The 26,710-nt window shown below is 28.8% G+C and carries 31 protein-coding genes, 1 tRNA gene and 1 pseudogene; 20 read left to right on the top strand and 13 right to left on the bottom strand.

Annotation, left to right across the window (positions count from 1 at the left end):
- The first annotated feature begins 111 nt into the window (after positions 1-111).
- The 7 genes from ACPB8Q_RS05255 (at position 112) to ACPB8Q_RS05225 (ending at position 6,112) form a co-directional block, all read left to right on the top strand.
- Positions 112-417, top strand: a complete 306-nt coding sequence (locus ACPB8Q_RS05255) for a 50S ribosomal protein L30e (protein ID WP_423792133.1) — start codon at positions 112-114, stop codon at positions 415-417.
- Complete coding sequence (locus ACPB8Q_RS05250; protein ID WP_423792132.1) at positions 418-927, top strand: transcription termination/antitermination protein NusA; 510 nt, start codon at positions 418-420, stop codon at positions 925-927.
- A gap of 73 nt (positions 928-1,000) precedes the next feature.
- A complete protein-coding gene (locus tag ACPB8Q_RS05245) occupies positions 1,001-1,447 on the top strand; it encodes a 30S ribosomal protein S12 (protein WP_423792131.1) in 447 nt (148 codons plus the stop codon).
- A gap of 20 nt (positions 1,448-1,467) precedes the next feature.
- Positions 1,468-2,043 carry a 30S ribosomal protein S7 gene (gene rpsG, locus ACPB8Q_RS05240; RefSeq protein WP_423792130.1) on the top strand — a complete coding sequence of 192 codons (576 nt, stop codon included), beginning with the start codon at positions 1,468-1,470 and terminating at the stop codon, positions 2,041-2,043.
- A gap of 80 nt (positions 2,044-2,123) precedes the next feature.
- Positions 2,124-4,304, top strand: a complete 2,181-nt coding sequence (locus ACPB8Q_RS05235; protein ID WP_423792129.1) for an elongation factor EF-2 — start codon at positions 2,124-2,126, stop codon at positions 4,302-4,304.
- Between the two features lie 42 nt (positions 4,305-4,346).
- A complete protein-coding gene (locus ACPB8Q_RS05230) occupies positions 4,347-5,120 on the top strand; it encodes an RlmF-related methyltransferase (protein WP_423792128.1) in 774 nt (257 codons plus the stop codon).
- Positions 5,117-6,112, top strand: coding sequence for a nucleotidyltransferase domain-containing protein (locus ACPB8Q_RS05225; protein ID WP_423792127.1), 996 nt, complete (start codon positions 5,117-5,119; stop codon positions 6,110-6,112). Before ACPB8Q_RS05230 ends, ACPB8Q_RS05225 begins: the two co-directional genes overlap by 4 nt.
- On the opposite strand, the gene ACPB8Q_RS05220 is transcribed toward ACPB8Q_RS05225, so the two are convergent.
- Both ACPB8Q_RS05220 and hypF read right to left on the bottom strand, forming a co-directional pair.
- Positions 6,101-7,081, bottom strand: a complete 981-nt coding sequence (locus tag ACPB8Q_RS05220) for an iron-containing alcohol dehydrogenase (protein WP_423792126.1) — start codon at positions 7,079-7,081, stop codon at positions 6,101-6,103. The genes ACPB8Q_RS05225 and ACPB8Q_RS05220 overlap by 12 nt on opposite strands.
- Complete coding sequence (hypF, locus tag ACPB8Q_RS05215; RefSeq protein ID WP_423792125.1) at positions 7,051-9,306, bottom strand: carbamoyltransferase HypF; 2,256 nt, start codon at positions 9,304-9,306, stop codon at positions 7,051-7,053. Before hypF ends, ACPB8Q_RS05220 begins: the two co-directional genes overlap by 31 nt.
- A 196-nt stretch (positions 9,307-9,502) precedes the next feature.
- Between hypF and ACPB8Q_RS05210 the strand changes: the two genes are divergently transcribed.
- Genes ACPB8Q_RS05210 through ACPB8Q_RS05200 form a run of 3 tightly spaced genes read left to right on the top strand, consistent with a single transcriptional unit; the run spans position 9,503 to position 11,780 of the window.
- Positions 9,503-10,690 carry a 4Fe-4S binding protein gene (locus tag ACPB8Q_RS05210; RefSeq protein ID WP_423792124.1) on the top strand — a complete coding sequence of 396 codons (1,188 nt, stop codon included), beginning with the start codon at positions 9,503-9,505 and terminating at the stop codon, positions 10,688-10,690.
- Entirely contained in the window at positions 10,668-11,147 is a 480-nt protein-coding gene (locus tag ACPB8Q_RS05205) for a 4Fe-4S binding protein (protein WP_423792123.1), read from the top strand. Before ACPB8Q_RS05210 ends, ACPB8Q_RS05205 begins: the two co-directional genes overlap by 23 nt.
- Positions 11,148-11,189: 42 nt before the next feature.
- Positions 11,190-11,780 carry a cytochrome c biogenesis protein CcdA gene (locus tag ACPB8Q_RS05200; RefSeq protein WP_423792122.1) on the top strand — a complete coding sequence of 197 codons (591 nt, stop codon included), beginning with the start codon at positions 11,190-11,192 and terminating at the stop codon, positions 11,778-11,780.
- 24 nt (positions 11,781-11,804) lie between these two features.
- On the opposite strand, the gene ACPB8Q_RS05195 is transcribed toward ACPB8Q_RS05200, so the two are convergent.
- Positions 11,805-12,092 carry a HesB-like protein gene (locus tag ACPB8Q_RS05195; RefSeq protein WP_423792121.1) on the bottom strand — a complete coding sequence of 96 codons (288 nt, stop codon included), beginning with the start codon at positions 12,090-12,092 and terminating at the stop codon, positions 11,805-11,807.
- Positions 12,093-12,220: 128 nt separating this feature from the next.
- A complete protein-coding gene (rtcA, locus tag ACPB8Q_RS05190) occupies positions 12,221-13,225 on the bottom strand; it encodes an RNA 3'-terminal phosphate cyclase (RefSeq protein WP_423792120.1) in 1,005 nt (334 codons plus the stop codon).
- Positions 13,226-13,320: 95 nt separating this feature from the next.
- Here rtcA and carB point away from each other — a divergent pair, with 95 nt between their 5' ends.
- The 8 genes and pseudogenes from carB to ACPB8Q_RS05150 all read left to right on the top strand — a co-directional run bounded on the left by carB (position 13,321) and on the right by ACPB8Q_RS05150 (position 20,064).
- Positions 13,321-15,156, top strand: a complete 1,836-nt coding sequence (carB, locus tag ACPB8Q_RS05185; protein WP_423792119.1) for a carbamoyl-phosphate synthase large subunit — start codon at positions 13,321-13,323, stop codon at positions 15,154-15,156.
- 9 nt (positions 15,157-15,165) lie between these two features.
- On the top strand, positions 15,166-15,873 hold the full coding sequence (locus tag ACPB8Q_RS05180) for a hypothetical protein (RefSeq protein ID WP_423792118.1): 708 nt from the start codon (positions 15,166-15,168) through the stop codon (positions 15,871-15,873).
- Positions 15,874-15,884: 11 nt separating this feature from the next.
- A complete protein-coding gene (locus ACPB8Q_RS05175; protein WP_423792117.1) occupies positions 15,885-16,727 on the top strand; it encodes a radical SAM protein in 843 nt (280 codons plus the stop codon).
- A complete protein-coding gene (gene trpB / locus ACPB8Q_RS05170; protein WP_423792116.1) occupies positions 16,727-17,926 on the top strand; it encodes a tryptophan synthase subunit beta in 1,200 nt (399 codons plus the stop codon). The genes ACPB8Q_RS05175 and trpB overlap by 1 nt, the downstream gene beginning before the upstream one ends.
- A 16-nt stretch (positions 17,927-17,942) precedes the next feature.
- Positions 17,943-18,773: a tryptophan synthase subunit alpha gene (trpA, locus tag ACPB8Q_RS05165; protein ID WP_423792115.1), complete on the top strand. Its 831-nt coding sequence runs from the start codon at positions 17,943-17,945 to the stop codon at positions 18,771-18,773.
- Positions 18,774-18,868: 95 nt separating this feature from the next.
- A pseudogene (locus tag ACPB8Q_RS05160) lies at positions 18,869-19,003 on the top strand (ATP-binding protein); the annotation flags it as partial.
- Between the two features lie 97 nt (positions 19,004-19,100).
- Positions 19,101-19,916, top strand: a complete 816-nt coding sequence (locus ACPB8Q_RS05155; protein WP_423792114.1) for a PP2C family protein-serine/threonine phosphatase — start codon at positions 19,101-19,103, stop codon at positions 19,914-19,916.
- Positions 19,917-19,976: 60 nt separating this feature from the next.
- Positions 19,977-20,064: transfer RNA gene (locus ACPB8Q_RS05150), tRNA-Ser, on the top strand.
- Positions 20,065-20,199: 135 nt separating this feature from the next.
- On the opposite strand, the gene ACPB8Q_RS05145 is transcribed toward ACPB8Q_RS05150, so the two are convergent.
- The 9 genes from ACPB8Q_RS05145 to ACPB8Q_RS05105 form a co-directional block, all read right to left on the bottom strand.
- On the bottom strand, positions 20,200-21,186 hold the full coding sequence (locus ACPB8Q_RS05145) for a tyrosine-type recombinase/integrase (RefSeq protein ID WP_423792113.1): 987 nt from the start codon (positions 21,184-21,186) through the stop codon (positions 20,200-20,202).
- A complete protein-coding gene (locus tag ACPB8Q_RS05140) occupies positions 21,164-21,418 on the bottom strand; it encodes a DUF2540 domain-containing protein (protein WP_423792112.1) in 255 nt (84 codons plus the stop codon). The genes ACPB8Q_RS05145 and ACPB8Q_RS05140 overlap by 23 nt, the downstream gene beginning before the upstream one ends.
- The gene (locus ACPB8Q_RS05135; RefSeq protein ID WP_423792111.1) at positions 21,415-21,639 is read right to left on the bottom strand and encodes a hypothetical protein; all 225 of its coding nucleotides are present in this window, start codon (positions 21,637-21,639) and stop codon (positions 21,415-21,417) included. Before ACPB8Q_RS05135 ends, ACPB8Q_RS05140 begins: the two co-directional genes overlap by 4 nt.
- 35 nt (positions 21,640-21,674) lie before the next feature.
- Positions 21,675-21,851 carry a hypothetical protein gene (locus ACPB8Q_RS05130; protein WP_423792110.1) on the bottom strand — a complete coding sequence of 59 codons (177 nt, stop codon included), beginning with the start codon at positions 21,849-21,851 and terminating at the stop codon, positions 21,675-21,677.
- A 36-nt stretch (positions 21,852-21,887) separates the two neighbouring features.
- Positions 21,888-22,157: a hypothetical protein gene (locus tag ACPB8Q_RS05125; protein WP_423792109.1), complete on the bottom strand. Its 270-nt coding sequence runs from the start codon at positions 22,155-22,157 to the stop codon at positions 21,888-21,890.
- Positions 22,138-22,341, bottom strand: a complete 204-nt coding sequence (locus ACPB8Q_RS05120) for a hypothetical protein (RefSeq protein ID WP_423792108.1) — start codon at positions 22,339-22,341, stop codon at positions 22,138-22,140. The genes ACPB8Q_RS05125 and ACPB8Q_RS05120 overlap by 20 nt, the downstream gene beginning before the upstream one ends.
- A 12-nt stretch (positions 22,342-22,353) precedes the next feature.
- Positions 22,354-22,515, bottom strand: a complete 162-nt coding sequence (locus ACPB8Q_RS05115; protein WP_423792107.1) for a hypothetical protein — start codon at positions 22,513-22,515, stop codon at positions 22,354-22,356.
- A 516-nt stretch (positions 22,516-23,031) separates the two neighbouring features.
- Positions 23,032-23,385 (bottom strand): winged helix-turn-helix transcriptional regulator, encoded by a 354-nt coding sequence (locus tag ACPB8Q_RS05110; RefSeq protein ID WP_423792106.1) that lies wholly within the window; start codon positions 23,383-23,385, stop codon positions 23,032-23,034.
- 378 nt (positions 23,386-23,763) lie between these two features.
- On the bottom strand, positions 23,764-24,126 hold the full coding sequence (locus tag ACPB8Q_RS05105) for a MarR family winged helix-turn-helix transcriptional regulator (RefSeq protein ID WP_423792105.1): 363 nt from the start codon (positions 24,124-24,126) through the stop codon (positions 23,764-23,766).
- Between the two features lie 188 nt (positions 24,127-24,314).
- On the opposite strand from ACPB8Q_RS05105, the gene ACPB8Q_RS05100 reads away from it, so the two are divergent.
- Entirely contained in the window at positions 24,315-24,467 is a 153-nt protein-coding gene (locus ACPB8Q_RS05100; RefSeq protein ID WP_423792104.1) for a DUF2080 family transposase-associated protein, read from the top strand.
- A complete protein-coding gene (locus ACPB8Q_RS05095; RefSeq protein WP_423792103.1) occupies positions 24,451-26,643 on the top strand; it encodes an ATP-binding protein in 2,193 nt (730 codons plus the stop codon). Before ACPB8Q_RS05100 ends, ACPB8Q_RS05095 begins: the two co-directional genes overlap by 17 nt.
- Positions 26,644-26,710 lie beyond the last annotated feature (67 nt).

The raw sequence follows: 26,710 nt of genomic DNA, 5'->3' as shown, positions 1-26,710 counted from the left end.
ATTAGGTAATATAACAATAGAACTATTTTTATCAAAATCAAACATTTATATTTGGGGATATTATATCATTAATATCCCTCTGGAGTAAAAAATGAGAAGGAGGGGAAAATAATGGATATAAACAAAGCTATTAGGACTGCTGTTGATACAGGTAAAGTTATCTTAGGTACAAAAAACACAATAAAACACATAAAACTTGGGGAAGGAAAATTAGTTATCTTGGCTGACAAAATTCCAAAAGAAATTGAAGAAGATGTAACATACTATGCAAAACTTTCAAACATTCCTGTCTATAAACATAAAATAACATCTTTGGAATTAGGGGCTGTCTGTGGAAAACCTTTCCCAGTGGCTGCTCTTGTTGTTATAGATGAAGGACTCTCAAACATAATGGATATATTAAAAGGTGATGAATAAATGTCTAAGTTAAGATTAACAACTGAAGAAATTATGAAAATGGCTATGTTTGAAAAAATATCAAAAGTTTATCCTATTGATTGTCTCATATTTGATGATAGAATTGCATTTATAGTTAAGGAAGGTGAAATAGGAGCAGCTGTTGGGAAAGGAGGGGAACATGTAAAAGAAGCTGAGCAAAAATTTGGTAAAAAAATAGATATTATTGAATATTCAAATGATTGGAGAAAATTTGTAAGAAATGTATTTGCTCCATTAAGATTAAATGATATTTGGATAAAGAGAGTAGGAAAAGATGTTATAGCATATATAAAAATTCATCCAAGAATTAGAAGAGCTGTATTTGGAGAAAGAGGTAGTAACTTAAAAAGAGCATTAGATATTTTAAAAAGACATACAAAAATAACAAAAATAAAAGTTATAGTTGAACAGCCTCAAAGAAGAAGACAAAATAAACCACAAAATCAGAATAATATTCAAAAAACACAAGAAAATACTGAAACACAATAAATTTATATTAGGTATGAGGTATTATAAGTTTAAGAATAGTATAAAAACAATATAACTAAATGGGTGAATAAATATGAGTGGTAGTAAATCACCAAGAGGAGAATTTGCAGGAAGAAAATTAAGATTAAAAAGAAAATGGTGCAGATGGCACGATTATAAATATGTTAGAAGAGTTTTAAGATTGAAAGAGAAGTATGACCCATTAGAAGGAGCTCCAATGGCAAGAGGTATTGTTATTGAGAAAGTTGGTTTAGAAGCTAAGCAGCCAAACTCTGGAATTAGAAAATGTGTAAGAGTTCAATTAATTAAAAATGGTAGAGTTGTTACAGCATTCTGTCCTGGAAATGGAGCTATAAACTTTATTGATGAGCACGATGAGGTTATTATTGAAGGTATTGGTGGGCCAAAAGGGCCAAGAGCTAAAGGGGACATTCCAGGAGTTAAATATAAAGTTATTATGGTTGGTAGAAACTCATTAAAAGAATTAGTTAGAGGAAGACAAGAAAAAATTAAAAGATAAAAATTTTCAGGTGAAGATGTATGGAGTTGGATGAAATTAAAATATTTGGTAAGTGGAGCACTAAGGATGTAGTAGTTAGAGACCCAGGATTAAGGAACTATATAAATTTAACACCAATATATGTTCCACATACAGCTGGGAGATACACTAAGAGACAATTTGAAAAAGCAAAAATGAATATTGTTGAGAGATTAGTAAATAAAGTAATGAGAAGAGAAGAAAACACTGGAAAAAAATTAAAAGCTTTAAAAATTGTTGAGAAAGCTTTTGAAATTATAGAAAAGAGAACAAAACAAAATCCAATACAAGTTTTAGTTGATGCAATTGAAAATGCTGGACCAAGAGAAGACACTACAAGAATTCAGTATGGAGGAATTATTTACTTACAATCAGTAGATTGTTCTTCATTAAGAAGAATTGATATAGCTTTAAGAAACATAGCTATTGGAGCATACAATGCTGCTCATAAAAGTAAAAAACCAATTGAAGAAGCATTAGCTGATGAGTTAATAGCTGCTGCAAGAGGAGACATGCAAAAAAGTTATGCTGTTAAGAAGAAAGAAGAAACTGAAAGAGTTGCTGAATCTGCAAGATAAATTTTTTATAACTTTTTTAATCTTTAAATAATATTTACTGTAATCAAAATATTTACAAAAATTCATAAAAGGTGAAATTTATGGGAAAAAGAGCAAAAATGATAGCAAAGATTAAAGAGTTGATGGAGAAGTATGATAGAATAAGAAATATTGGAATTTGTGCTCACATTGACCATGGGAAAACAACATTATCAGATAACTTATTAGCTGGAGCAGGAATGATTTCAAAGGAATTAGCAGGAGACCAATTAGCATTAGATTTTGATGAAGAAGAAGCTCAAAGAGGAATTACCATCTTCGCTGCAAACGTTTCAATGGTCCATAACTTTGAAGGTAAAGATTACTTAATTAATTTAATTGATACACCTGGACACGTTGATTTTGGTGGAGACGTTACAAGAGCAATGAGAGCAATTGATGGGGCTATTGTTGTTGTTTGTGCAGTAGAAGGAGTGATGCCACAAACAGAAACTGTTTTAAGACAAGCTCTAAGAGAAAGAGTTAAACCAGTCTTATTTATAAATAAAGTAGATAGATTAATCAATGAATTAAAATTAACTCCTGAAGAACTACAACAAAGATTTATTAAAATTATTTCTGAGATAAACAACTTAATTAGAAAAATGGCTCCAGAAGAGTTTAAAGATAAATGGTTAGTAAGAGTAGAAGATGGAAGTGTTGCATTTGGTTCAGCATATCACAATTGGGCTATATCAGTTCCATATATGCAAAAGAGTGGAATAACATTTAAAGACATAATAAAGTATTGTGAAGAAGATAGACAAAAAGAACTTGCAGAAAAAGCTCCTCTACATGAAGTTGTCTTAGATATGGTTATAAAACACCTTCCAAGTCCTCCAGAGGCTCAAAAGTATAGAATTCCACACTTATGGAAAGGAGATATTAATTCAGATGTTGGTCAGGCAATGTTAAACTGTGACCCTAATGGACCATTAGCAGGAGTAGTAACAAAAATAATTATGGACAAACATGCAGGAGCTATTTCAGTTTGTAGATTATTTAGTGGAAGAGTTAGACAAGGACAAGAAGTATATTTAGTTAATGCACAACAAAAAGCAAAAGTTCAGCAAGTATCTGTCTTTATGGGGCCAGAAAGAATCCCAGTTGAAAGTATTTCAGCAGGTAATATTTGTGCATTAGTTGGTTTAAAAGAAGCATCTGCTGGAGAAACTATATGTTCTCCAAACAAGATAATTGAGCCATTTGAAGCAATAACACACATCAGTGAGCCAGTTATTACAGTTGCTATTGAAGCTAAAAACACAAAAGATTTACCAAAATTAATAGAAGTCCTAAGACAGATAGCAAGAGAAGACCCAACTGCAAGAGTAGAAATTAATGAAGAGACAGGAGAACACTTATTAAGTGGTATGGGAGAGTTACATATTGAAATATTAACAAAATTAAAAATTGAGAGAGATGCTGGAATTCCAGTTGTTGTTGGGCAACCAATAGTTGTATATAGAGAGACAGTTACAGACAAATCTCCAATAATTGAAAGTAAATCTCCAAACAAACACAACAAGATTTATTTAATGGTTGAACCATTAGAAGAAGGAGTTTTAAAGGCATACAAAGAAGGTAAAATTCCAGATATTGACAGTAAGAGAAAATTAGATGATAAAGTTGTCCAAGAATTAATAAAAGCAGGAATGGACCCAGAAGAAGCTAAAAGAGTTATCTGTATATATGAAGGTAATGTATTAGTTAATATGACAAGAGGTATTGTTCATTTTGATGAAGTTAAAGAATTATTAATACAAGGATTTAAAGAAGCTATGAGAAATGGACCATTAGCAGCTGAAAAATGTCAAGGAGTTAAAGTCAAAATAATGGATTTAGTATTACACGAAGATGCTATACACAGAGGTCCAGCACAAATGATTCCAGCTATGAGATTTGGTATTAGAGAGGCTATGATGCAAGCTAAACCAGTATTATTAGAGCCAATGCAATTAGTATTCATAAACACTCCTCAAGATTATATGGGAGCAGCAATGAGAGAAATCTCCAACAGAAGAGGGCAAATATTAGATATGGAACAAGAGGGAGATATGGCTATTATAAAAGCTAAGTGTCCAATAGCAGAGATGTTTGGATTTGCAGGAGCAATTAGAGGAGCTACACAAGGAAGATGTTTATGGAGTACTGAATTTGCTGGATATGAAAGAGTCCCAAGAGAACTACAAGAAAAATTAATTAAAGAAATTAGAGAAAGAAAAGGACTAAAAACTGAATAAATCCTTTTTAATTTTTTATTTTCTATTTTTTGGGATAGAACTATGGAAGGATTAAAAATAGAGGATGCAATAAAGATAAATCCTAATTTGAAAAAATATGTGTTTTATGAAAATAATAAATACAAAATAGATTTTAAAAATAAGGATGCTTTAATTGAGTATAATAAAGCTATTTTAAAACATCTATTCAATTTAGATGTTGATTTTAGTAGAGAACATTTAATTCCAGCTGTTTTAAGTAGATACTTATTTGTTAAGAGTTCTTTTGAAACTTTAAATAAATTAAATATAAAGAATCCAAAAGTTTTAGAAGTTGGAACTGGCTCAGGAGTAATAGCTCTTTTAATTAAAAAGTTATATTCAAGTTCAGAAGTAGTTACAACTGAAATAGATGAAACACTCTATAATTTAGCAAAAAATAACTTTATTAAGAATAATCTAAACATAGAAATTATAAAATCCAATGGAGAAATATTGAATTTAGATGAGCTAAAAAATAGAAAGTTTAATTTAATTATTTGTTATCCTCCATTTTATTCAGATAATTCAGTTCCTTCAAAAAAGAGGTTTGGAGGGGCTCTTGCAAAGACACATGAATTAATTGGTGGAGGAAAGTTTGGGGAACTCTTTTGTTATAAACTTATAGATGAAAGCTATAACTATTTAGATAAGGGACTAATATCCATAATGCTCCCTAAAAAACCAGAAAAGAGAAGAGAATTAATTATAAACAAAATGAAAGAATACTATACAGTAGAAGTAGATAACTTTACTGTTGGAAAAAGAGTAAGATATGTTATAAAAGGGATAAAATGAGAATTAGAGATTTTATAGAATGTGAAAAAGGAATGTTCTTTGCAGTTAATACCTACAATCACCCTAAAAACAAAATTTATGCTTTTTTGAGATATGTGCCAAAAGAGTTAGCTACTTTTAATGGAATTGTTAGAAAGATAAATAATAAGGAATATGTAAAGATTCCTAACTCTTCTGAGGCATATAAATTTTTAAAAGAAAATTTTCCAGAGTATTTAAATTATGATAAAAATTTAGACACATTAATGATTTGTGTTCCAAAAGAAAAAATAAAAAATGTTTATTATCCTCATTATAGATTATTAGAAATTATTGAAGAGCCAAAAAATAAATTAGAAGAAAAGTGTAGAAAATTAGCTATAACTTTGGAGGATTATGGAGTAAATATAAACAGTATGGGAGTTACTGGCTCTTTACTAATAAATCTAAGCTCTGATAGTTCAGATATTGATTTTGTTGTTTATGGTAATGAATTTAATAAAGCAAGAAATGCATTAAAGGAAGCAATAGAGGATAACAAAATAGAGGCATTGGACTACAACTTTTGGAAAAAAGCTTATGAAAAGAGAATAAAAGATAACTCATTAACATTAGAAGAATTTATTTTCCATGAAAAAAGGAAATTTAACAGAGGAGTTATAGATAATACAATGTTTGATTTGTTGTATGTAAGATACTACAAAGATATTAAAGAAGAAAATAAAACTTACAAAAAATTAGGCTATATTGAGATTGAAGGAAAGGTTTTGGATGACAAATTTATTTTTGATAATCCAGCTATATACAAAATAGAATGTTACAATAACAAAGATATTAAAGAGATTGCTGTTTTCACCCATACTTATGCTGGACAGTGCTTTAAGGATGAGGAATTTATAGCAAGAGGTATCTTAGAAAGTGTAAATAATGATGAATATAAAAGATTACTTATAGGGAGTAGTAGAGAGGCTATAAATGAATACTTGAAAGTTAAAAAATTATTAACTTATTAATTCTATCAATTCTTGAGCTTTTTTCTTAGATAAACCATCTCTCAATATTGTCCATCTTTTTCTAATTTTATGGGCTATTAACAACGCTTCTAAGGCAATATCCTCATCAATATTAATATCTTTTAATTTTGTTGGAGCTTTAACCTTCTCTAATGCAGTTTTTATTTTTTTATGTATATTTAAAGAATTATCTTCCATCTCATGAAGATAGCTCATCATTATTGTGCCTAAACCACACTGTTCTCCATGTAAAGAGTCAAAATCATATTTCTCTTTTAACATATCTAATGCATGAGAAAAAAGATGCTCACTTCCAGAAGCTGGACGGGATGAGTTGGCTATACATATAGCTATTCCACTACCAACCAATGCCTTAACTAACTTAGGAACTAAATTTTTCAAATTTTTAGATTTTAGAATATAGTTTATTAACTCATTAGCTATTGTCCATGAGAATATTGCAGAACTCTCACTATAATATTTTTCCTTTCCTTCTTTATATGCTAATTTCCAGTCTAAAACAGCGGTTATATTTGAGAGAGCATCTCCTATTCCAGCTCTTATTAATCTTTTAGGAGAATTTTTTATAATGTTTATATCTGCTATTATTGCTATTGGAGCCTCAACCATAAAAGAAGGTTGTTTTATAGATACTATTGGAGAAGAGATGCCATCATTTGAAGCTGTTGTAGGAACACTTATAAAAGGAACTTTTAATTTGTATGATAAAAATTTTCCATAATCTATTGCTTTCCCCCCACCAATTCCAATAATTGAATCATAATTTTTATCTTTAAAAGATTCTAATTCATTATAATAGATATAATCAAAATCAAAAATATTATATTTTTTAGTGTTTTTCCCTGTTACTACCAAAGGTTTTTTTAAATTTAGTTTTTCTAAGATATATGGAAGTTTTTGAATAGCATCTTCTTCAATTATTGTATATCTTGGAGTTGAGATAAACATAAATAAACACCTTGCCCAAAACTAATTCCACCATCACCATTAGGAACTCTTCTATGATAAATAAAGTTATATTCTTCACTTTTAGCTAAGTTATAAATTCTTTCTGTTATAATTTTGTTGTAGCTAACACCTCCTGTAAGTCCAATAGTATCAACATCTTTAAGGTATTTTTTAGCCAACATAAATAAACCATCTGCAATATACATATGTGAAAAATATGCAATCTTACTAATATCTTCTCCATTAACATACATATTATAGCACTCCTCAATTAAAGGAGTTGTTAATAAGATATTATTTTTTATTTTTGGTTTAATTTCTAAGTTATCATATTTTTTAGCTACACTTTCTAATCTTATAGCAGGTTCTCCATCATAGGTTTTCTCTTGACAGATATTTAATAGAGAAGATATAGCATCTAAAACTCTACCTGTTGATGTTGTAATAAAACAGTTTATATTCTTTTTAAGTTGAAACTCTAAAATATTAATTTCTCTTTCTGATAAATATCTTTTTAAAAATTCCTTAGCCTCTTCTCCAATTGCTTTATATAAGATGGAGAACAACATTCTAATAGGATATTTAACAGCTAAATCTCCTCCAACTTGTATTTGCTCTTCAAGATGTGCTACTCTTTCCATTTTTTTATCTTTGTATAATAATACCTCCCCTCCCCAAATATTTCCATCTAATCCATATCCCATTCCATCAAGAGAAAAGATTAAAATGTCATCAAAGTAGTTGTTATCTCCTAATAAAGAATAGGCATGAGCAAAATGATGCTGAACTTTAATAAGTTTAGAGTTAAATTTTTTTGATAGTTCATAAGCCAACTTAGTAGAGTTATATTGAGGATGTAAATCACAAACTACATAATCTATTCTATTTGTTTTAGTTAATTTTAACAATCTTTTTATAGCATCTTTTAAAAATAAAAAAGTTTCATATTTTGAAGTATTACCTATATATTGTGTAAGATAAAATCTATTTTTTTTAACTAAACATGCTGTTGAGTTTAACTCTGCTCCAACACATAAGATAATTTTATCATTTTCTATATTTACATCTATTGGTTCAGGAGCATATCCTCTACTTCTCCTCAAAAAAACAATTCTATCTGCTATCTTTTTTACAACAGAGTCATCACATCTATTAACAATTTTTCTATTATGAATTAAAAAGTAATCAGCTATGCCCTTTAATTTCTCAATATCACTCTCATCAATAACCATAGGTAATCCAGGGAGATTAGCAGAGGTCATAACAAAAGCAAACTCATCTTTTAAAAGGAGATAATGTAATCCAGAGTAAGGTAAAAAGACACCAATAGTATTTAGATTTGAAACATACTTAGAAAAATAGTTATGATAATCTTCATTTTTATCTAATATAACTATTGGTCTCTCCTTAGAGAGTAGAGCTTTTTTTTCATCTTCATCATAGTGAGCAAATAGTTTAATATTCTCAAAATTTGTCATAACTGCAAAAGGTTGAGTCTTTCTATTTAACCTTTCTCTTAACTTGATAAGAGTTTCATCATTATCTACTCTACATGCTAAATGAAAGCCTCCTATTCCTTTTATAGCTAATATATAACCTTCATTTAATAACTTTTTAGCTAATAAAATGGAGTTGTAATCTTCTGCTAAAATTTCATTTCCATCAGTTAAATATAAAGAAGGCCCACAGTTCTTACAGGATATAGTTTCTCCATGAAATCTCCTATCCTCTGGATTGTTGTATTCCTCTAAACATTCACTACATAGTGGAAAATCTCTCATTGATGTATTTTCTCTATCATAAGGTAAGTCATAAATTATTGTAAATCTTGGCCCACAATCAACACATGAATTAAAAGGATATAAATATCTTCTTTTATTATTTTTATCAAATATCTCTTTTAGACATTCCTCACATATTGATATATCAGCAGGAATTATCCCCAAATCTGAATAATCAGAACTTTTTATTATCTCAAAATCTTTAAAATTTTTAGGTGTAGTTTTTTCTACTTCAATATACTCAATCTTAGCTAAAGGAGGTTTTTCTTTTTTAAGGAGAGATAAAAATTTATCTATATTTTCTCCTTCTAAATGAATCTCTACAACATTTCCAAGGTTTTTTACATAACCTTTTAAATTTAACTTCTTTGCTAATCTATATATAAATGGCCTAAATCCTACACCTTGCACAATTCCCTTAACTATAACTTTAACAGACTTCATAATATACCATATATTCAATTAACTAATAAATAGCTTAATACATAAAATAAAAAAATTATCAAACACTAAATATTTATCAATTTATCGAAAATCTCATTAATCTAATCTATTAGAAAATTCAATAACACCACTAATAGGTTTAATAATTCAAAAATTATTAAATGTTTTTTGCCAATATTTTAAATGGTGAAAGTTTATGGCTTCTTCTATTTGGTACTTATATACATTAATTGAAAAAATTAAAAAAGTTATTAATGCAAAACCTGAAAAAGAAAGTTATATTCCTCCAAAGAGATATAGAAAAGTCCCACCTCTTGTTAAATATCCTGAAAAATGTATCTCTTGTGAAGCTTGTAAAGAGAGTTGTCCAGCTTTTGCTATTGAAATGATTAACTATCAAACTGAAAAATATTCAAAAAAAATCCCTTATATAGATGATAATTCATGTATTGCCTGTGCAAATTGTGTAGAGGTTTGTCCAACTGCTGTTTTAGAGATAGATAAACATAGAGAGGAAACAGAAGGCTTGTTCTTTAATAAACCAAAATACAATTTTTTAATGATTGATAGTGAGTTATGTGTTCTCTGTGGGGAGTGTGCTAATGCATGTCCAATAAATATAATACATGAGAGAGAAGATAGCTATCATATTAATGTCTCTGAATGTATTTCATGTAAGAGATGTTTAGAAGCATGTCCTATAAATGCTATAGTAGTTGTCAATGAAAAAATTCTAAAAGAAAAGATTGATAAGTTCTTTGAATTGAAGATAAAAAAAGAAACTAATAAGTTGGAGTATAAAGAAAGAATTCCAAATATTCCTCACATTTCAAAGTCAATCTGCATAAATTGTAAAAGTTGTTCTCAAATATGTCCAGGGAAGATAGATTTAGAAAACTACAATGTTGTTGAATGTATAAAATGTGGATATTGTTTAGAGGTTTGTCCAACAGGAGCTATAAGATTAGAGAGTAAAATTATTCCTAAACATAAAGATAAGACTTATGTTATCAATGATGAGTTATGTATTGGTTGTAGAATCTGTTATAAGGTATGTAAGGTTAATGCTATTGAAATTAGCAAAAAATTAAAAATTCCTTATATTATTCCAGATAGGTGTGTTGTTTGTGGTTTATGTGCTAAAAAATGTCCTGTTGATGCAATCTATTTAGATAATAAAGAGAATGCCAACAAAATAATAAATGTTAGAATAATTGAAGACAGAATTTTAGAGACTATGGAGAAAGATTTAGAGCTTTATACTAAAAAATATGGTGAAGTTAAGGAAGAACTAATTAACATATTAAAGACAAAAGTTAAAGAAGAACTTATTAAACTAATAAAAGAGAAGGTTAATAGCCATGATAAAGAAAATAATAAATGAAAAATTTGGGTTGAAAAATGGAAAAATACATTACAATTTTGATATTGAATTTAATAAAAGATTTATTTATTTGAATGAGGATAAATGTATAGGTTGCTTTCTATGTATTTTAGAGTGTCCTGTTGATGCAATAAAAGAGAATCCTCCAATAGTTAATATAGATGATAGTAAATGTGTCCATTGTGGAAAATGTGTCAAAGTTTGTCCTGTCAATGCTATTGAAATTGTAAAAATAAAAGGAAAAGTAAATAGAGATATAAATGTGTATGAAGTTTTATCTTACAGATATTTAGATTATATAAAATATAGATGTATAGGTTGTTTAATTTGTCTAAAAAATTGTCCTTTTAAGGCAATATATCAAGATAATGAGAAAATAAATATATCAAAAGATAAATGTGTCCTATGTGGAAGATGTGAAGATATTTGCCCAACAAATGCTCTAATTTTAAGGTGAAATTATTAAAGTTCTAATTTTCTTTTATTATTAAGTTTTTTATTGATTGGTTGTATATCCAACAATAATGAAAATATTAAAATCAACACTAATGTAATTAACCTAACAACTGATAAAAATTTAACTATCTTAGTTTTTGAAGCAGAGTGGTGTGGATATTGTAAAGCATTAAAACCAACAATTAATAAGTTAAAAGAAGAAGGATATAATGTTATTGAGATTGATGTAGATAAAAACAAAGAGTTGGCTCAAAAGTTTGGAGTTAAATACTTACCAATTACTATTAAAAGAAATAGTAAGATATTCAACAAAATAACAAAAATTATTTTAGAAAATAATAAAACAAAATATTTTGGCTCTTTCTTATTTGGATTTTTCTATGGAGTTTTAGCAAACACCTGTGCAGACCCAGTTTTAGTAAGTATATTATCTTATATTGCGACAAAACAGGATATTTTATTTGGATTTATTTCTTTATTTATATATGCACTTGGATTTGGAACTCCTCTTATTTTTATAAATTTAGTAGGAATTGAAATAAAAGAGATATTAGAAAAAATAAACTTCAAATTAGTAAATAAAATTTCTGGGTTGATATTAATCATCTTAGGAATCTATATTTTATTGAGCTAACTGGTCCCTTAACAGGGTTCCCAGTTAGCACTCACTTGACCCTTTTATTTTTAAATATTTTCCAAATATGCTTCTTCTTAGTTGTATATCTACTGATGGAAGCCACTGAGCTGCAATAGGGTCAAGATATATTTTAAAATCTTTGTCATATACTAAAATATCCTTATCACTTGGTTCATCTATAACAATCCCAAATCTTGGTCCTGCTCATCCAAAACCTTCAAATGTTATTATTACACTGTCCTTATTTACTTTTGATAACTTTTCTAAGATATATTTCTTAGCTTCTTCAGAAATATTTACTTTTTTCATTAATACATCACCTCCATAAATACTATAAATTATTTTTCATATTCATATATAAAGGTTATGGTTGTGTCATAACTATTAACTACCATTACAACAATTAATAACAAAAAAAAATGAATATTTGAATATATTTATGTAACTTCAATTATGTATCCATTATCTATCTCAATAATTTTAAAATCAACATCTAAAAAGTGTTTTACAACCCACATATTTGTTTTTGTATGATTTGTTATCTTAGATACTCCAACTTTTCCCTTTCCAAAAGCTAAGAAAGGAATTATTTGGTCTCCCATATATCTATCTAATGCCATATTTGAGTTTCTTTCTTCCAATAAAAAATTAACACATCTCTCAGCTACAATTTCAGCTCTTAAACCCTTCTCTCCCAAATAACTACTTCCAATAGTATCATTACACAAAAATATTCCTGCTCCTGTTGATAAACCTTTACTTACTTCTATTTTTATATTAGGATTTAATTTATTCTTATTTAACAAATCAACAGCTTTTTTCCTCATTCTTCTTGCAATATCTTCTTTCAAATTTTGCACATAGCTAACTCCATAGACATCTTTTGATTTTGAATGATAAACTAAATCTATCTTTTGTATATTTGAAGGTTTTAATTTAAATATAACTTCTCCTCCTCCCTCTGGATAAAATCCTCTCCTTATTAGTTTTAATTCACTATTTACTCCAAATCTACTCAAAATTTTTAAGGTTATATATTTTGTGTAATCAACAGTTGGAGCATTTTTAACATCTGTCCCTCCAATAATTTTAACTTCAAAACTCTTATCTATTCCTAATGATAGAGGTAATAATGACTGAATAACTAATGTAACAGCCCCAGCAGTTCCAATATTTATTTTAAAATTTTTTGGAGAGAGTTTTTTTGGGATAAATATAAGTTCTTCAGAACCTACATACAATCCTTCAACATCTGCGTTACATAACTTTTTTACAGCTTTAACACATGCCACATGTTGATATGATAATCCTTTATTTTTCCTCTTCTTTCTGATATTAAATATTTTGATAGGTTTCATAGTTAAAGCCGACAAAGCTATTGCTGTCCTAACTATCTGTCCTCCTCCTTCTAAATAACTACCATCAATTTCAATCATAGTCATCAATCTTAGAAACTTTTATTTACTTATGTTTAATTAATTATTTTGACTAAGATTTATAATATTTATAAATCTATTTTTATGCTTGGTGGTAAATTATGGATATAAAGGAGATACTATTAAAAGCTAAAATGTTAGGATTTTCTGATAAACAGTTATCACACATTTTAGATATGAAAGAAGATGAAATTAGAAAATTAAGAAAAAAATTGGGAATAGTTCCTATTTATAAAATGGTTGATACCTGTGCAGCAGAATTTGAAGCTGAAACACCTTATTATTACTCTGCTTATGAAAAGATATTTTATAATGAACAGAATGAATCATATCCATCTAATAGAAAGAAAGCTATTATTTTAGGTTCTGGGCCTATAAGAATTGGACAAGGTATTGAGTTTGATTATTCATCTGTCCATGCAGTTTTAGCTTTAAAAGAGATGGGAATTGAGGCAATAATTATAAACAACAATCCTGAAACTGTTTCTACTGACTATGATACATCAGATAAACTCTATTTTGAACCAATAACATTAGAAGATGTCTTAAATATTGTTGATTTAGAAAAACAAAATGGAGAATTTTTAGGAGTTATTGTCCAATTTGGAGGGCAAACAGCAATAAATTTAGCTCTTAAACTAAAAGAGTATGGAGTTAATGTATTAGGAACATCTCCAGAAAATATACATAAAGCAGAAGATAGAGAAGAGTTCTCTAAACTATTGAAAGAGTTAAATATCCCTCAACCTGAGGGTGGGATTGCATACAATGAAAAAGAGGCATTAGAAGTAGCTAAAAAAATAGGTTATCCTGTTTTAGTTAGGCCTTCCTATGTTTTAGGAGGAAGGGCAATGCAGATAGTTTATGATGAAGAACAACTTAAAGAGTATATAAAAGAGGCTGTCAAAGTTTCAGAAGAACATCCAATACTTATAGATAAGTTTTTAGAGGATGCTATTGAGTTAGATGTTGATGCGGTCTCTGATGGAGAAACAGTTTTAATAGGAGCAATAATGGAGCATATTGAAGAAGCAGGAGTTCATAGTGGTGATTCAGCAACAGTAATTCCTCCTCAATCTCTACCAAAGGAGATTATAGATAAAGTTATTGATTATACAGCTAAAATAGCAAGAGCTTTAAATGTTAAAGGATTGATTAATATTCAGTATGCTGTTAAGGATGGAAAAGTTTATGTATTAGAAGCAAATCCAAGAGCTTCAAGAACTGTCCCTTATGTAAGTAAATCTGTTGGAATTCCATTGGCTAAGTTGGCAACCAAAGTTATAGTTGGAAAAAAATTAAATGAACTTTTAGAGGAATATAAACATAGAATAGAAGAAGTTAAAGAGAACGTGTTTATAACAAAACCAAAATATGTATCAATAAAAGAATCTGTATTTCCATTCTTAAAGTTGCCAGGAGTAGACCCTGTCTTAGGACCTGAGATGAAATCAACAGGAGAAGCAATTGGAATAGATAAAGATTTTGGTTTAGCATACTACAAATCACAACTCTCTGCAAATATGGAAATTCCTATTAATGGAGGTAATGTCTTTATAAGTGTTAAAGATAGAGATAAAGATAAAATAATTGAGATTGCTAAAAAACTTCATGAATTAGGATTTAATATATATGCAACAGAAGGAACAGCTAATAAGTTGAGAGAGCACAATATCCCAGTCAGATTAGTTAAAAAGATTTCTGAAAGTTCAACAGATAATATAATATCTCTCTTAAAAGAAGGAAAGATTGACTTAATTATAAATACAGCATCAGGAAAAAGAGCAAAATCAGAAGGATATTATATAAGAAGAGCAGCAGTTGATTTTGGAATTCCATATGTAACAACCATATCAGGAGCTAAGGCATTAGTAAATGCAATTGAATCAGTCAGAAATAAAAAAATAGAAGTTTATTCATTAGATGAGTTATTATAGGTTTTAATTATGTATATTGTAGGTTTTGGAGTTGATATATTTGACAATGATGTTGAAGCTAATATGAAGATAGTTGATAACATAAACAAAGAACTAAAATCTCTCAAAAAATACAACATTTTGAGTAGAGTATCTAATGTAACTGGAGATGATATTGTTATAACTTCTTTAATCCCTGAAGAGTTGTTAGAATTCCACAATAAAAAGATTTTTGAGATTCTATATAAATATGCAGAAGGTTTTGATGATTTAAATGGAGTTTCAAAAGATAAAGATAAGGCTAAGGAAGGTGTTTCTTATACATATGTTAAATCACTTTCAAAATATGGTGATGCAATAGTTTTAGGTTTTGACACTTATGGAGGAGAGAGTGTAGTTAATGACTATGCTCTATATGTTGAAAGAATAGCCAAAAAATTAGGTTATGAGGCATCATCATCTGTCTGTTATGAATACAAAAAAATTGAAGGTGTAGGTTATTCTGGAAAAGATACAGATGACCCAATTGTTATAATAGCTGTTAAAGAACTTGAAGATATAAAAAAGCTATCAACTATAATTTATGGTGCTTTATTAGCTTTTGATAACTTATATTTTGTAAGGAACAGTACTCCAATATCAATTTTACCTCCAGGAGTTATTTACACCATGAGTGCATTTTTAAATGGAAATATTATTGATTTATATGAAGGAATTAAAAGGAGAGTAAGATTTTAAAGGTTTGCTTTATGATAGTTTTGAGAAGTGAGACTTCTAAAATTTTGGAAAAGTTAGTTAAAGAGTTAAAGTATGTTAAACATTGCTATGGTTGTGAAGGAATAACTGAAAAAGATAATCCTTATCATCATCCATCAATAGAACTAACTCAATCATGTAATTTAAATTGTTTATTTTGTTATTCTAAGCTGAAAAAAGTTAAAAGAGGAATTTATGGAAATTTAGAAGAGTGTGAAGCTGTTACTATTTCTCAATATGGAGAACCTCTTTTAAAATATGAAGATGTTAAGAAAGCTGTTCAGTATGTTAAAGATTTGGGATTAAGAGTGGATTTACAAACTAATGGGATTCTTTTAGATGAAGATAAAATTTTAGAGTTAAAAGATTTAGGTGTAGATATTGTTATGATTAGCCTCCCAGGAATAGATACATATAAAAAACTATGTGGTAAAGATATTGTTAATAGAGTCATAGAAAATATTCAATTAGCAAATAAACATTTTCATACAATTGTAAGAACTATATACATTCCTGGTGTTAATGAAAATGATTTATTAAATATTGCTAAATTAGATGTAGATGAGATTTTAGTTCATCATTTAATTATTTATGATAAAAAAATTATTAATTCCTTAAATATAGATAAAAGTAAAATTGGCTCACTAAGAGATTTATTACTTACTGTTTATAAAATGAGAGAGATAAACAAGAAAACAAACATAACTATAAAAGGTTGCTTGCTAAAAAATATAAAAGAGTTTGATAGTTTTTTATTGGAAAATATAAATTTAGATGTATTTTCAGAAGTTCCTGATATAAAGAGGGAGTATAAAAAACTACCATGGGAGGAATAATGATTAAAGATAAATATCCAGATAAGAATGGAAAATTTGGAATATATGGAGGAAAGTTTGTTCCAGAAACATTAATGCCTGCTATTGAAGAATTAGAAGAAGCTTTTGAAAGATTTTGGATAAAAAATGAAGGAAATTTTAGAGAGGAGTTTTATAAACTCTTAGAGGACTATGCTGGAAGACCTACACCTCTATACTTTGCTGAAAGATTAAGTGAAGAGTTGAATGTAAAAGTATATTTAAAAAGAGAGGACTTATGCCATTTAGGAGCACATAAAATAAATAATGCATTAGGTCAAGCCTTATTAGCTAAGAAAATGGGTAAGAAGAGAGTTATAGCTGAGACAGGAGCTGGACAGCATGGTGTTGCAACTGCATCAGTATGTGCAAAACTTGGTTTAGAGTGTCATATATATATGGGGGCTAAGGATGTTGAAAGACAGAAGTTGAATGTTTTTAGAATGGAGTTAATGGGTGCTAAGGTTATTCCTGTTTATGGGGGCTCACAAACACTAAAAGATGCTGTAAATGAAGCTTTAAGGGATTGGACAACTAATGTTAGAACTACCTATTATCTTTTAGGTTCTGCTCTTGGGCCACATCCTTATCCTCTAATGGTTAGAGAATTCCAAAGAGTTATTGGTAAAGAGATTAAAGAGCAAATTTTAAAAAAAGAGGGTAGATTACCTGATGCAATTATTGCCTGTGTAGGTGGAGGTAGCAATGCTATTGGTTGTTTTTATGAATTTTTAGATGATGATGTTGAGTTATATGCAGTTGAAGCTGGAGGTAAGGGAATAAATACAAAGGAACATGGAGCTTCTTTATGTTGTGGAGATGTTGGTGTTTTACATGGTGCTAAGATATATGTGAAGGAGGATGAATTTGGACAAATTGAGGAAAGTTATTCCATATCTGCTGGATTAGATTATCCAGGAGTTGGTCCAGAGTTAAGTTTTTTAAAGGATTTAGGTAGGATAAAACCAGTTCCAATAACTGATGATGAAGCATTATATGCATTTCAACAGTTGTGTAGGTTAGAAGGAATACTTCCAGCATTAGAGAGTTCCCATGCATTAGCATATTTATTTAAAATAGCTGATAAGTATGATAAAGATGATATTATAGTTGTTAATCTATCTGGAAGAGGAGACAAAGATGTGCAAACAGTTGCTAAGGCATTAGGAAAAGAAATTTAAATATAGAAGTGAAAAAATGAAAATTGAAGAGAAATTTAAAGAATTAAATGAAAAAGAGGAAAAAGCATTTATTCCTTTTTTAGTAGCAGGAGACCCAAACTTTGAAGATTCTAAGGAAGCTTTTGAAATGCTATGTAAGTATGGGGATATAATAGAAATAGGAATACCTTTCTCTGACCCAGTTGCAGATGGATTAACTATTCAAAAAGCTGATTATAGAGCTCTAAAATCTGGGATGACTCCATTAAAAGCTTTTGAGTTAGCAAAATATCTAAATGAAAAATATCCTAATAAACCATTAGTATTTTTAGTGTATTATAATATAATATTTAAGATGGGAGAGGAAAATTTTGTAAAGAAAGCAAAAGAATCAGGAATATCTGGCTTAATAGTTCCAGATTTACCAGTTGAAGAGAGTGAATCTCTCTATAATATATGCAAAAAGTATGGTATTGACTTAATATTTTTAGTAGCACCAACAACAACAGAAGAAAGATTAAATAAAATACTAAAAAAAGCATCTGGATTTATATATGCTGTTTCTGTAACAGGAATAACTGGGGAAAGAGACAAAGTAAAAGAAGAAACTAAAAACTATATAAAGAAAGTTAAAGAAAAAACATCCCTTCCAATATGTGTAGGTTTTGGTATATCCAAAAAAGAGCATGTAGAAGAGATTTGTAAAATAGCTGATGGAGCTATTGTAGGTAGTGCTATTGTAAAGATAGTTGAAAAATATACAAATAATTATAAAATTGAAAATAAAGAAAAATTCTTAGAAGAATTAGAAAATTTCCTAAAATCTCTAAAAGATGGAACTAAAACAGCTATAAAAATTAAAAATTGAAATTTTATAAATTAATTTTAACTTTTTTTATTTTTTTAAGGCGTATAAAATGAAATTCTATAATAGAGAGAAAGAACTTAAATATTTAAAGACTTAACGTTATTTGTTTAACCTCTGACATATTATTTATTGAGGAAATTTATACAAACTCCTCATTAGAAAATACTTCAAAATATTATTTAATTGATTGGTTAGAAAAAGAAACAATAAAAAATATTTTAAAAGAAGAAGTATTAAACCAACCTCTATAAAAAAATGGTGGGGCTATAAAAGAAATAATTGGTTGTTAATTAATAATTATAAAAAAATATAAGATGGGAAATATTTATGGGAATAATTAACAAATTTTTCAAAAAAGTAGATAGTAACAAAGAAAAAGAAAACAACATAGAATTAACTAATAATAGAGATATAATAATTTTTGAAGAGGATAAAGCTTATGGAATATCTCATAAAGGGAACAGGACAAATAATGAAGATGCGATTTTAATAAAAAAATTAGAGGATGCATATTTATTAGCGGTTGCAGATGGATTAGGAGGACATAATGCAGGAGAAGTGGCATCAAGTATAGCTATAGATACATTACAAAAAGTTGTAGGAGAAAAATATAACAAAAATCTATCTATTGAAGAAATAAAAGAACTTCTAAAAGAAGCTTATGAAACTGCTCACAAACAAATAAAAGCAGAGGCAATTGGAGATAAGGAAGGAATGGGGACTACATTAACATCAGTAATAATTAAAGGAAATAAAGCAATTGTAGCAAACTGTGGAGATAGTAGAGCTTATTTAATTAGAGATAACAAAATAATAGAGAGAACAAAAGACCACACATATGTACAGATGTTAGTTGATGAAGGACATATAACAGAGGAAGAAGCTATGTATCACCCCATGAAAAATATTATAACCTTTGCATTAGGTATAGATGATTTTAAAGTAGATATATATGAATGGAACTTAAAAGATGATGATATTATATTGCTAAGCTCTGATGGATTACATGACTATGTTAAAAAAGAAGAAATCTTAGATGTAATTAAAAATTATAAAAACCCAAAAGATATTGTTGATAAATTGTTAGATATCTCTTTACAAAAAACAAAAGATAATGTTAGTATCATAGTATATCATCATTAAAAAATTAAACGAAAATTATATATACATCCTATTACTTTATTTATTTTTGCTTTTTTGTATGCGGGGGTGGCCCAGCCTGGTACGGCGCGGGACTGCTAATCCCGTTGGGCTCCGCCCTACCCGGGTTCAAATCCCGGCCCCCGCGCCATACTTTTTTGTAAAATTATTTTCCAAAAAAAGCTAAAAAATTGATATTCATATCTACTTTTTACACAGGACTAAGTCCTGATTAATTTTAAGGTCCTTTGTTTATAATAACCTAACTGGACTACAAAAGTAGCAGCTATAAAATCTTTTTTATAGTTTTTAATAATTTCTTAGTTCTTTCCTTTGAGTGTGAGTAAAATAAAGTTGTGTCTAAGCTTTTATGTCCAAGTAATTCTTTTACTATATCAAGTGGTAATCCTTTTTCTAATAAATCAACAGCTCTCCCATGTCTTAGACTGTGTAATGTTATCCTTTTATTTATAGGAATTTTACCCTCTTCTTTTAGTTCTTTAACTACTTTATTAAATACATGTAAAATTGTATTTCTGCTCAATTTACTCCCATCTTGTTTTTGAAAGATGTAATCATCTGGTCCTTGTCTTGGATTATATCTAACATACCATCTCAAGGCTTCTAACGTTTCTTCAGAGCATACAACTACCCTCTCTTCATGTGTTTTAGTGTTAGTTATTCTAAACATCCCTGTATTAAAATCACAATCTTTATATTTCAAATTTAAAACTTCAGATATCCTACATCCTGTCTCATAAGTAAATTTAATTAATAGTGCATTTCTGATATTTACCCTGCTATTTGACTTTAATATCTTATTTAGTATCTGATTAACTATTTCATCATCTACAGGGTCATAATGCTTAACTTCAATTTTTGAAAATCTTTTTCTCTCTTTACTTTCTTCAATAAATCCTTTAATGACATGTTGTAACCTCATAATTTTGTAAAAAACCTTTAATAACAAATAATATTTCCTTTGTGTGCTCCTGCTAACTCTTCTTTCTTTCTCTAAATAACTGAAAAATTTTATAAAATCATGTGTCTCTAATTCATCAGGTTTTTTATTTAACCTATTATATACAAAATCTAAAAATACCCTTAATCTATCTAAATCAGACCTTATGGTTTCTTTTTTTATTCCATCAAACTCTCTCTCAATTTTAAATTTATCCAACCATTCTTTTATCTCTGGTGTTTCATCAGCTTTTTCTCTCTTTGGCTTTATTAATAAAAGATTTTTGATATTAAGTCCTTTCTCCATCTTCATTCACCAAAAGATAATTTAGATATAAATTGATGGCCTTGCCATATTTTTCATATATTTTTAGCTCTTCATCAGTTAGAATTATTGTCCTTCTGTAGCATTTCTTACTTTCAATAACCTTTTTTAATATTTCTGGATTTATTGTCTCCAAGTTTTCTAATTTATGCAAAATATACCTTAATCTTCTACTATCAATATTCTTACATAAATAAAAAGTAGCCCTCCTTGCTTTCATACTCCCAACCTTTTACCAACATAATCAAATAAATTAGATAAATCAATAGTAATCTTTTTATCCTCTAAGTCAAATATTACTTCAATTGGGTAGTTTCTCAGTAGCTTTCTAAGTTCCAGTCCTTTAACTTTCATGGACTCTTTAACTACACTCTCTATGTTTATGCTAATGTGCCCCTTGGCATTTATCTTGTATTCCTTGCTGTATTTTAGTAGCTTCATAACCCCCACCAGGAAAAGGAAAAAGGAATTATATCTCAAAACCTACCTTCGACATACAAAATTAACACTGCTCTTACGATTTCATCATCGTCATATTTTAGCTTATTTTCATCTATTTCAAGTATTTTTGCTATTTTTTTTAACCATTTTCTTTTGGCTTTATCTAAAAGTTCTTTATCCACTTCCATCATAACTAATGTCTTTTCCATCATTATCACCTCAAGGAAAAATTTTATAAAGGAGGGAGGTTATAAACAAATAATGTTTTTTGAATCATCACCTTCAACTAAATTGCTGGCTTTGATGAACCTCCTAACTTGCTTTAGGTATATCAATGGCTGCTCAGTTACAATCCCAGAAATTATTTCTTTCAGCTTCTCCTTACCACCTTCAAAGCTTATCCTTTCCCCAGTCTCTAACTCTATCACTACTACTTTCCCATTTGTGTATATCTTCACTACCTTATCCACATTTATGCACTCTAAACTACTATCTGATTCAATGACTAACACTTGCATCATTTACCACCTCCTCAATCATTGCTACAAGCTCATCCATAACTTCCTTAATCTCTTCCTGTGGATAGCCCATCTCTTCAAACTCCCTTAGCAAATAATACCTCTTAATTAACTTCTTAACCTTCTCAATGGTTTCTCCTCCCATCTTTGTCCTTCTTCCATTATTAGCAGTTCTTACTTGCATGCCTACCACCTCCTATAAAATTATCCTATTTCTCTTTGCAAGAATAACTAAAACACCATACTCAGTTAATAGCCCACTGAACTCTTCCCTAACTTTCTCATACTCTTCTTCAAACTTATCCCCAAAAAGCTCTTTTAACATCCCCCTTAATTCCTCTTCTTCATATTTCTTCATGCCTTATGCTCACCCTTTCTGCTTTGTATTTGTTGAAGATTATTTCAACAGTTGATATTCAATAGTAGTATAAGATATATACTATTATAAAAACATTTTTCTCTAAAAAAATTAATATCAGTCATTAAAAAATTTTATAACAAAATTTTTAAGGTAGTGTCACGAGATATTTCAAAAAGTGCCACCTCAATAATTTAAGCTTATTTTTTGAAAATAACTGCCACTTATGCTTATTTTTAGTGCCACCAAAGTGCCACCATCTGCCACCTCTGCCACTTATGCTTATTTTCACGAAAATTAAATTTATTATTCGGCATATAATTTAATGAAAGGTTTTAGATGATATTTTTTTAAAATACGGAAAAGTGGCAGAGGTGACACTTGGTAACATCAAAGTGACACTAAAAAGAAAGACAGGTGACATTTATTTTAAAAAAAGAAGCACAAGTGACAGTTATCCCAATATTAACACATTTTAACTATAATGGTCGCTGAGTAAATATAATATGTAAATATTTATTTTTTTATATTAATATTAGAAGACGATACATTGTTTATAATAATATTATTATTACCAATAACTTTGATTCTAGAGTCTTCAATCTTTTTTGCAATTGAATATATATTCAATGCCATTTTTCCTAAATCAGTTAAAGAATATAAAACTCTTGACGGCCTTATATTTGGATTCTCAAGTTCTCTTTTTATTAATCCTGCTTCAACAAGTTCATCTAAAGCCTTTGTAAGTAAATGGTCATGAACATTATTTAAAGATTTTTTGATAGCGCTATAATGCAAAGTTCCATATTTTTCCAATAAAAATAATATTGCTTTATTGTATTTTTTAGTCAATATTTTTAATATGTCCATATTTAGACCTCCTTTTTGTTTAATTATTAATGTATTTTTTATATAATTCATTATTAATATATACAAGGTAGTGTCACGAGATATTTCAAAAAGTGTCACCTCAATAATTTAAGCTTATTTTTTAAAAATAACTGTCACTTATGCTTATTTTCACGAAAATTAAATTTATTATTCGGCATATAATTTAATGAAAGGTTTTAGATGATATTTTTTTAAAATACGGAAAAGTGGCAGAGGTGACACTTGGTAACATCAAAGTGACACTAAAAAGAAAGACAGGTGACATTTATTTTAAAAAAAGAAGCACAAGTGACAGTTATCCCAATATTAACACATTTTAACTATAATGGTCGCTGAGTAAATATAATATGTAAATATTTATTTTTTTATATTAATATTGGTATTAGTTGATTCCCCAATCTGGATGTTTATATTATCATTTCCTAACGATATAAGTTCTTGTTTCTTCTGTTCAGCTTCTTTTAATTGTTTGCAAATTTTTACAATTTCCTTACCATAAGGTGATAATCTATAATAAGCTCTTGGAATTCTTCTGTCAGTCCTTTCTTCTCTTCGTAATACTAAATCTTCATCTTCAAGTTCTTTTAATAGCTTACTTAATGTCCCCTTATCTATCACTAATGTTTTCCAGATGTCCGAATATCCTAACTCTCCATGCTCATTTAGTAATTCTAAGATATCTATTACGTATTTTTTTGCTAAAATCTTCAATAATGTCATTTTTTCACACTTTCTAGAAATTATCCATAGTTGAGTATTTTTATTTTTAGTTTAAATAGAATAGTTAAATATTCAGCCCATGTTTGGACACCTACTGTTGAATAATACATAAACTATATATAGGAGTATATACCAATAATAAGATTGGACTTCAAATGTTGGAAAAATTTTCAACTATGGTGAAGCTGATGGTTGTAATTGTTAAAAAAGTAAAACCTTTTTCAAAAAGCGGACATGTGATAATTCCTAAAAAATACGTTGGAAAGCTTGCAAAAATCATAATTCTTGATGAACAGAATAATAAATCTGAAAAAGGGGTAGGTCATGGCAATAGGGGATGAAATTATTGAGTTAATAAAGAATGGGGTTACAAAGTGGAAGGATATATTAGAAATATTATCTAAAAAATATAATGAAAAATCTGTAATAAGGGGTAGAAAAAGGTTAATTGACAGAGGCATTGTGGAAATGTTTGAAGAAGATGGAGAAGCATATCTTAGACTCAAAGAAGAAGAAAAAACAATTAGTATATTTGACCAAGAATCATTTTTAATTAATCATGGTGCAGCAATTAAGAAATACATTAAGTATAAGCTTTCTGAAGACTTTAGGTGGGGCACCTTTAACATTAGAGAATTCTGTTATAATTTCCCGATGAATATGGAACTAAATGATGCTATAATAGAATATCCTTTTCAAGTTAAAGAACTAATTAATCAAATTTACAATGAAGCATATTATGAAATATATGGGGATTATCCAGATAAGGATATACAAATAGTTAATCCTATAGTAGATTCCAAGAATATAAAAGATATAGGCAGTAAAGATATAGATAAGCTTGTAGTATTTGAGGGAATGATAATACAAGCATCTAAGATAAAGACAAGGTGTATAGAAGCAGCATTTATGTGTTTAAGGTGTGGTAAAGTTAAGAAAGTGAAGATAGGGATATGGGATGACATAAATAAGATAGGGAAGGGATTAATTTGTGATAACTGTCAAGATAAGACTGATTTTGAATTTATAGAGAAACTATCCACCTTTGTAAATTTCCAGGAGTTATTAATTCAGGAGCCAGTAGAGTTTAGCAAAGATGGAAGACAACACACAATAACTGTGTTTATAGAGGGACAAGAAGGGCATTATTCTGGGAAAGTAAAGATAACAGGAGTTCCTATAATGAAACCATCCAAGAAAACATCAGTATCTGACATATATGTTATATCTTTAGGGATTGAGGAGTTAGATAAAATAGAGATAAAGCTAACAGATGAAGACATTGAAAAGATAAAAAAAGTAGCAAAAGATAGAGGGGTTATTCAGAAGTTAGCAAATGCAATGTTTAAGGAGATAAAAGGTTATGATATAGTCAAGAAAGCTATATTTTTACAGCAAGTGAAAGGAGTTAGTGTAGATAATTACAGGGGGGATATACACATTTTATTAATAACAGACCCAGGGATAGGAAAATCAACAATGATGAAGAAGTTAGAGAAGTTTGGGGCGATATATACCTCAGCTGTTGGGTCATCTGATGTAGGGATAACTGCATCATTATCAAAGGAAAAAACAGAGTTTATGGAAAGTTGGGTTGTTAAACCAGGGGCATTAGTTTTAGCAGATGGTGGCACATGTTGTATAGATGAGATTGCACAGAATCCTTCAATTTATAAAGCATTATTAGAACCTATGGAACAGCAAACAGTTTCTATAAACAAGGCAGGTATAATAGCAAAATTACCAGCAAGGTGTTCTATATTAGCTGCATGTAATCCAAAGAAGGGGAGATTTGATAAGGATATGCCGATAGCGGAGCAGATAAATTTACCACCATATTTAATTAGTAGGTTTGATTTAATATTTCCATTAATAGATGAGATTAAGGAAGAGAAAGACAAAGACATTTATGAATATAATTTAAGATGGAAGAAAAAGGTATTATTAAATGATAAAAAAGAATTTACAATTAAAGGAGTAAAGATTGATGATGAATTTATTTTCAAGTATATCTATTATGCAAGGCAATTAAGACCAATAATTAGTGAAAAAGCTGAAAAGATTTTAGTTGAATATTATGTAACTATGAGAAAGAAGGGGTATGAAGAGTTTGGAGTGATTCCAATAACAATGAGGCAAGCTGAGAGTTTAACAAGGTTGGCAGAAGCCATAGCAAAAGCAAAATTAAAGGAAGTAGTTGATGAGGAAGATGCAAAGGAGGCAATAGAAATTATGGATTATTGTTTAAGGCAGATAGCATATGACCCAGAGACAGGGACATTAGATATAGATAAGATAGCAGGGACACCAAAATCTATGAGAGAGAAAGAGAATAAAGTATTAAATATAATTAAGGAGATATGCGAACCAAATGGGAATATGGTCCTAAAGGATGAGATTATATGGAGAGCGTTAGAGGTAGGGATTAGTGAAGAAGAGACGGAAAGGATATTAAACAATCTAAAGAAGTATGGAGATATATTTGAACCGAGACCTGGATATATTGGAATAACATGAGAAATAATCCTTATCTGTTGAGTTTTTATTTTTAATTATTTAGTTGGGAGTAATACTGGTGGTGTTT

Origin of the sequence: Methanocaldococcus indicus, assembly GCF_049554935.1 — an archaeon.
In the GTDB taxonomy this organism is placed as follows: domain Archaea; phylum AGJL01; class Methanococci; order Methanococcales; family Methanocaldococcaceae; genus Methanocaldococcus; species Methanocaldococcus indicus.
This window is presented reverse-complemented; position numbering and strand designations above follow the sequence as displayed.